The organism is Caulobacter sp., assembly GCF_049283275.1.
Taxonomy (GTDB): domain Bacteria; phylum Pseudomonadota; class Alphaproteobacteria; order Caulobacterales; family Caulobacteraceae; genus Caulobacter.
The window spans coordinates 1-6,606 of sequence record NZ_JBAPVS010000347.1; the positions used below are offsets into that span (position 1 = coordinate 1).

General features: G+C 66.8%; 7 protein-coding genes and 1 pseudogene. 2 read left to right on the top strand and 6 right to left on the bottom strand.

Annotation, left to right across the window (positions count from 1 at the left end):
* Both WAL33_RS19675 and plsY read right to left on the bottom strand, forming a co-directional pair.
* A pseudogene (locus WAL33_RS19675) lies at positions 1-300 on the bottom strand (DNA-protecting protein DprA); the annotation flags it as partial.
* Entirely contained in the window at positions 297-959 is a 663-nt protein-coding gene (gene plsY, locus WAL33_RS19680) for a glycerol-3-phosphate 1-O-acyltransferase PlsY (protein ID WP_422183481.1), read from the bottom strand. The gene plsY and the pseudogene WAL33_RS19675, both read right to left, overlap by 4 nt.
* A 228-nt stretch (positions 960-1,187) precedes the next feature.
* Here plsY and WAL33_RS19685 point away from each other — a divergent pair, with 228 nt between their 5' ends.
* Positions 1,188-1,838 (top strand): glutathione S-transferase family protein, encoded by a 651-nt coding sequence (locus WAL33_RS19685; protein ID WP_422183483.1) that lies wholly within the window; start codon positions 1,188-1,190, stop codon positions 1,836-1,838.
* A 565-nt stretch (positions 1,839-2,403) separates the two neighbouring features.
* Here WAL33_RS19685 and WAL33_RS19690 read toward each other — a convergent pair.
* Positions 2,404-2,991, bottom strand: coding sequence for a hypothetical protein (locus WAL33_RS19690; RefSeq protein WP_422183485.1), 588 nt, complete (start codon positions 2,989-2,991; stop codon positions 2,404-2,406).
* A 246-nt stretch (positions 2,992-3,237) separates the two neighbouring features.
* Between WAL33_RS19690 and WAL33_RS19695 the strand changes: the two genes are divergently transcribed.
* Complete coding sequence (locus WAL33_RS19695; protein ID WP_422183486.1) at positions 3,238-3,576, top strand: hypothetical protein; 339 nt, start codon at positions 3,238-3,240, stop codon at positions 3,574-3,576.
* A gap of 38 nt (positions 3,577-3,614) precedes the next feature.
* Here WAL33_RS19695 and pyrC read toward each other — a convergent pair whose 3' ends face one another.
* From pyrC to ruvX, 3 genes are all read right to left on the bottom strand, one after another.
* Positions 3,615-4,919: a dihydroorotase gene (pyrC, locus tag WAL33_RS19700; RefSeq protein ID WP_422183487.1), complete on the bottom strand. Its 1,305-nt coding sequence runs from the start codon at positions 4,917-4,919 to the stop codon at positions 3,615-3,617.
* Positions 4,916-5,917 carry an aspartate carbamoyltransferase catalytic subunit gene (locus tag WAL33_RS19705; protein WP_422183489.1) on the bottom strand — a complete coding sequence of 334 codons (1,002 nt, stop codon included), beginning with the start codon at positions 5,915-5,917 and terminating at the stop codon, positions 4,916-4,918. Before WAL33_RS19705 ends, pyrC begins: the two co-directional genes overlap by 4 nt.
* Positions 5,918-5,997: 80 nt before the next feature.
* Complete coding sequence (gene ruvX / locus WAL33_RS19710) at positions 5,998-6,492, bottom strand: Holliday junction resolvase RuvX (protein ID WP_422183491.1); 495 nt, start codon at positions 6,490-6,492, stop codon at positions 5,998-6,000.
* Positions 6,493-6,606 lie beyond the last annotated feature (114 nt).

The following is a 6,606-nucleotide window of genomic DNA, read 5'->3' on the forward strand; positions in this document are numbered from 1 at the left end:
AGGCGGCGGCGGGTCCAGGGCGGCCAGGCGAGGCGGGAAGTCCGGTTCGCAGGCGCAGATCAACCGCGCGCCGAGACGCTCGCCGCTGTCCAATTCCTGGAGGATCTCGTCCTGCGGCGGCGGACGCAGGGGCGTGGCGCGGCCGGCCCGGCGGGCCAGGTCGGGCAGGGCGATCAGGGCGCGCTCGGCCGAGCCGAACCGCGAAAGCAGATGGTCGAAGGCGACCGGGCCGACCGTCTCGGTGCGCGCCAGCCGAAGCCAGGCCAGGCGCTCGCTATCCGAGAGGCGGCGGGTCGTCACGCCGCCCCGTCTGTGTTTGGGGTCGGCGGCGTCTGCGCCGTCTTCTTCTTGCCGATGCGGGGCTCCTGGCCCTTCATCAGGCGGCTGATGTTGTCCTTGTGGCGGATGAAGATCAGCACGGCCATGAACAGGGAAAGGGCCACGAAGGCCACGTTCTGGTCGGTGGCCAGGGCGAAGGGCGCGGCCAGGGCGGCGGCGACCAGGGCGGCCAGCGAGCTGAGGCGGAACAGGGCGGCCACGGCCAGCCAGGTGACGGCGGCCAGGACGCCCACCGGCCAGCAGGCGGCCAGCAGCACGCCGTAGAACGTGGCCACGCCCTTGCCGCCCTTGAACTTCAGCCAGACCGGGAAGATGTGGCCGGCGAAGGCCGCGCCGCCGGCCAGGGCGACGACGAAGGGGGTGTCGTGGCTCAGCCAGCGGGCCAACAGCACCGCCACCACGCCCTTGCCGGCGTCGCCGATCAGGGTGATGGCCGCCAGGTCCTTGCGGCCCGAGCGCAGCACGTTGGTCGCGCCGATATTGCCCGACCCGATTTGCCGGATGTCGCCGGCCCCCCCCAGCCGCGTGGCGATCAGGCCGAACGGAATCGAGCCCAGCAAATAGCCGCCGAGGATCGCGAGGCCGAGGGTCAGGTAGGCGGCTTGGGCGAGATCTTGCACGAGTTACGACCTATGGATGTGGTGAAGCTGCCCGTCGGAACGGGCGCAAGGCAAGGGCGAAAACGCCGGTTTCGGCTTTTATAGCGGAGCCGTCGGCGATGGCTCCACCGTTTTTGGGCGGGCCTGGGCGACGGATCATGAAGCCCGGGCCTCAAGAAAAAATTCGAGCGCCTGTCGTGGAGGCCTCCGGTCGTTCGTCGTCTAGATATGAGGAACCGGAGCCTTCCCATGAATCCCACCATCACCGCCTTCAAGACTTCGCCTGATCGCGGCCGAGGGCTGGCGCGCGACATGTCGGTGCGTTGGGCGCTCGAGGAAGTCGGCCAGTCTTACGAGGTGCGGCTCGTCACCTTCACCGAAATGAAGGAGGCCGCGCATCGCGCGATCCAGCCCTTCGGGCAGATCCCCACCTATGAGGAAGGCGGTCTCACCCTGTTCGAGTCGGGCGCCATCGTGCTCCATGTCGCCGAGCGCCATGCGGGCTTGTTGCCGGATGATGCGAACGCCCGGGCGCGCGCGATCACCTGGATGTTCGCCGCGCTCGTCACGATGCAGCCGCCGATCGTCGAGCACGGAATGGCCATGCTGTTGGAGCGCGACAAGACCTGGTTCGCCGAGCGCCTGCCTATTCTCGAGCAGAACGTCCGCGTCCGGCTGGGCGAGCTCTCCAACCAGCTTGGCGAGGCCGAATGGCTCGACGGCGCGTTCAGCGCCGCCGACATCGTGATGGTGACCGTGCTGCGCAGACTGGGCTCGTCGGGCCTGCTCCAGGCGTATCCGACCCTGGCGGCCTACGTCGCCCGCGGTGAAGCCCGGCCCGCCTTCCAGCGCGCCTTCGACGCCCAGCTGGCGGTCTTCACCGCCGCGTCCGGGGGATGATGGGCCTCCACCCGCTCCCTCTGGGACGGAGCTCAAGAATGTCCATGCTCGGCGGATAGCGAATAAAGCTCATTGATTTCAAGGCTCTAAACTTTCTCGACCAAACTTATCCTCACCCTCCAAACCGCCCGTATCCTGATCTCACCTGAGAGCATGGGGAGGGCGCACGTACGGCGACCGATGCGGCTTTCAGGGGTGGTCGAGCGGGAAGCGTTTGCTGAAGGTCTTCAATGACCCCCTTCGCGGCGGTCCTGGGCAGGTTCCTTGCAACACAGGACGAAAACCAGGCGGCGAAGGATCGGCGGACGCGGCAGGCATGGGCTGAAATCGCCCATGCGGTCCGGAGCAAGCCAATGCTCCGCCCGTCGGGGGCCTCCATCGGAGCGGGTTAAAAATCCGCGATCCGAAGGCTTCCGGATAACGGCTCCACGCGAAGCGCCTGAACTTCGTCGAAACGGTATTCAAAACTGCAAATCATCCGGGCGAGGCCCGGGCGCTTCGCACCCTTCCCGACCCGCCGAGTTTATTCCGGCCGGGGACATGCACTTGTGCGTGTCCCCATATCCTAAACGGCGTCGCAGGCGCGCATCGCGACCACAACGATCAGCTTGGTATAGGGGTTGTAGATTGCCAAAGAATCCCCCCGGCGAACGTAAAAGCCTCCAAGACCCATGCCCTCGTCGGAAAGAAGACAAGTTCGACGTTCGGTGATCGAGAGAACGCCATCGGCAGAGATCAGCACGTAGGAAGTCTTGCCCAAAGGCTCGACATGGCCGCTCCCATTCAACGGGCCGATCCTGGCGGCGTAAAAGTAGCGCGGCTGGAGATCGTTATTCGAGACCTCCCACACCATCGGAACGAACGCGGCGTCCACGTTGCCCGAGACTGCGAAGGATCGGTAGAGTACGCGCCCGGTTTCTGAATCGGCGGCTCTCGAGAGTTGGTTTTCTCCAAGTGCGCGCGAAGTCAACCCAGCCGTGCCCTCGATCTTGGCGTCCATGGCGCCCGTCCAGGACAGCAACGCGTCCGAGGCTAGGTCAGCTGCTTGGCAGTCGCTTGTAACATCGGGGCCAACGGCTTGAGCCTCGACATGGACCGATGGCGAAATACGGTAAGCCTCGCTCGCCGCCGCGCCGCGTTTGACGATGACCATGGCGTGGTCTCTGGCGGGTCTGCAAGCAAACATCAGACCGGGCGAAGTGTCGGTCAGTGGGACGATCGTAACTGTAGCTCGGTCGGCGTGGATGGAGAGCCTGTCGCGTCCCAATTGTGTTGCGAAGAGCAGACTCCCGTCGTCCCGGAATTCGGCTGCGAGCAGTCGTTCTCCGTGTAGCGGAATTGACGATTTTTTCCCCGACCGAATAACGACAACAGATTTTCCATTCGAGAAGGCGATACTTTGACCGTCATTTCCAAGAAAGGCTGCGCCGATGAGCCCGGCTGGTATCTTGGCTTTTTCAGAAATCTGGCGTCTCGGTGGCGGGGCCAACCGATATTTCCCGTCGCGGAATACAAACACTCCCCGGCTTGCGATGAGCTCATCTGCGGAAATGACCTCTGCTCGTCCGGTCAGGCGCTTAAAGTTGTCCCGTTCTGTGGGGGTGAGATCAGCGAGCCCCCGGTCAGCAGCCTGTTTCCAAAACCTGTTCGGGTTTCCTGGGTCGTGTTGCGGCTTACAAGCGGCAAGGACGACAAGGCCGACTATAACGCAGGCTTTACCAAGCTCTTTGGCCGCTAGGGGCAAGAGTAGACCGTCCGAGTTTCGGCATGAGGCCTTCACCCCTCGGCCCGGTGCACCACCCGGCCATCCACGATCGTCATCAGCACCTGGCCCTGCAGCCTGCGCCCGTCGAACGGCGAGTTCTTGGACTTCGACAGCAGCTTGCCGGCGTCGATGATCAGCGGGGCGTCCAGGTCGCACAGCACCAGGTCGGCCGGGGCGCCGGGGGCGATGCGGCCCGACTGCAGGCCGATCAGGCCGGCGGGGGCCAGGGTGACGGCCCGGATCAGATCGACCAGGGCCAGGCGTTCCTCGTGATACAGCGACAGCAGGGCCGGCAGCAGGGTCTCGAGCCCCACGGCGCCGGGGGCGGCCTCGTCGAACGGCAGGCGCTTGTCCTCGGCCGGGGCCGGGGCGTGGGCGGACACGACGATGTCGATCAGGCCCGAAGCCAGGGCCTCGATCAGCGCCTGGCGGTCGTCCTCGCCGCGCAGGGGCGGGGTGACCTTGGCGAAGCTGCGATAGTCGCCGATGTCCAGCTCGTTGAACGACAGGTGGTTGATCGACACAGAGGCGTGGATGCGCAGGCCCTTGGCCTTGGCGCGGGCCAGGGTCTCCAGGGCCTGGGCGCTGGTGACCTGGTCGACCAGCAGGCGGCCGCCGGTGGCCTCCAGCAGGGCCACGTCGCGCTCCAGCATGATCCGCTCGGCCATCGGCGAGATCGACGGCAGGCCCATGCGCCCAGCGAACTCGCCGCCGGTCGCCGCCCCGCCCTTGGCCAGCCAGGGGTCCAGCGGCCGGTGGGCCAGCAGGGTGTCGAAGCCCTTGGCGTAGGTCAGGATGCGCTGCATCACCTTGCTGTCGACGATCGGGCGGTCGGCGTCGGTGATATAGACGCAGCCGGCCTCGCGCATCAGGCCGATCTCGGCCATCTGCTCGCCGTTCAGTCCCTTGGTCGCCGCTCCGGCGCAGAGGATGCGGGCGGCGTCGATGTCGCGCGAGCGGCGCAGGATGAAGTCGACCACGCTGGGGTCGTCGACGGCCGGGTTGGTGTCGGGCTGGACGACGAAGCTGGTCACCCCGCCGGCCGCCGCGGCCCTGGCGGCGCTGGCCAGGGTTTCCTTGGTTTCGGCCCCGGGCTCGCCGGTCTTGACCCGCAGGTCGATCAGGCCGGGAGCCAGCATGGCGCCGCCGCAGTCGACGACGCGGACGTCCTTGGTCAGCTTGGCGAACTCGCGGCCCTTGGCGACGTCGGAGATCACGCCTTCGGAGACGATCACGCCGCCGGGACCGTCATAGCCGCTCTCGGGATCGACCAGACGAGCGTTGATCAGGGCGAGGGGGGGCGATGAACCGTTCATTGGCCGTGCTCCTCGAGCCGGTGGGCAAGGGAAGCCAGCACCGCCATCCGCGCCGCCACGCCCATCTCGACCTGGTCCTGGATCAGGCTGATCTCGGGATCGTCGGCCACGTCGGAGTCGATCTCGACGCCCCGGTTCATGGGTCCCGGGTGCATGACCTTGGCCTTCGGCGCGGCGCGGGCCAGCTTCTCGCGGTCCAGGCCGTAGAAGCGGAAATATTCGCGGGTCGAGGGCACGAAGGCCCCCTGCATGCGCTCCAGCTGCAGGCGCAGCATCATCACCACGTCGGCCCCGGCGATGCCGGCCTTCATGTCGTGATGGACGGTCACGCCCCAGCGCTCGGCCTGGGCCGGCATCAGGGTGGGCGGTCCGACCAGCCGGACGCTGGCGCCCAGGGTGTGGAGCAGGGCGACGTTGGAGCGGGCCACGCGGCTGTGCAGCACGTCGCCGCAAATCGCCACGGTCAGGCCCGAGACCCGGCCGAACGCCCGGCGGATCGACAGGGCGTCCAGCACCGCCTGGGTCGGGTGCTCGTGCTGGCCGTCGCCGGCGTTGATCACGCTGCCGCTGACCTTCTGGCTCAGCAGGCTGGCCGCCCCCGACGAGGCGTGGCGCACCACCAGCAGGTCGGGGCGCATGGCGTTCAGGGTCACGGCGGTGTCGATCAGGGTCTCGCCCTTGGTGATCGACGAGGTGCGCGGGCTCATATTGACGACGTCGGCGCCCAGGCGCTTGCCGGCGATCTCGAAGCTGGACTGGGTGCGGGTGCTGTTCTCGAAGAACAGGTTCATCAGCGTCCGCCCCTTGAGCAGGTCGAGGGACCGGGACGTCTGGCGATTGAAGGCGACGAAGGCGTCGGCCAGGTCCAGCAGATCCGTGGCCTGCAAGGCGTTCAGGTCGCCGGCCGACAGGAAATGGCGGCGAGGGAACGAGAAGATGCGCTGGCGGATCGTCTCGATCGGGTCGGCGGGCTCATGGGGCGGGGTTTTGGCCGTCATGAGTGGGCGTCATACGGGGCTTTGGCGTCGCGGGGAAGGGCGACGCTCACAAGAACCTCCCCACAGGGGGAGGGCTTGGCTCAGAACCCCTTGCCCGCCGCCTCGTTGATCCCCCGGATGCGCTCCAAGGCGCCTTGCAGGATCCAGCCGGCGGCCATCTTGTCGACCACCTCTGCGCGGCGCTTGCGGTTGACGTCGTGCTCTTCGATCAGCACCCGGGTCACGGCGGCCGTCGACAGGCGCTCGTCCCAGAAGGTGATCGGCAGGTGGGGCTGCAGGCGCAGCAGGTTGCGGCCCAGGGCGCGGTTGGACTGGCAGCGCACCCCTTCGGTGCCGTCCATGTTCATCGGCAGGCCGATGACGATGCCGGCCGCCTTGCGGCTGCCCATCAGCTTGAACAGCACCTCGGCGTCCTCGCTGAACTTGGTCTTCTTGATCAGGGCCAGCGGGCTGGCGACGGTCAGGGTGACATCGGAAACGGCGACGCCGATGGTCTTCTCGCCGGGGTCCAGGCCGACGATCGGCATGAAGTCGGGGAGGGCGGCGGCGAATTCGGCGATGTCTAGAACGGGCATTATCTTCCTTTACGTTCTCTGCTCCGGCTTGTCTTCAGGTCCTCATCCTGAGCTTGTCGAAGGACGAGGACCTCGCACCGCGGGTCAACCTCGTCCTTCGACAAGCTCAGGATG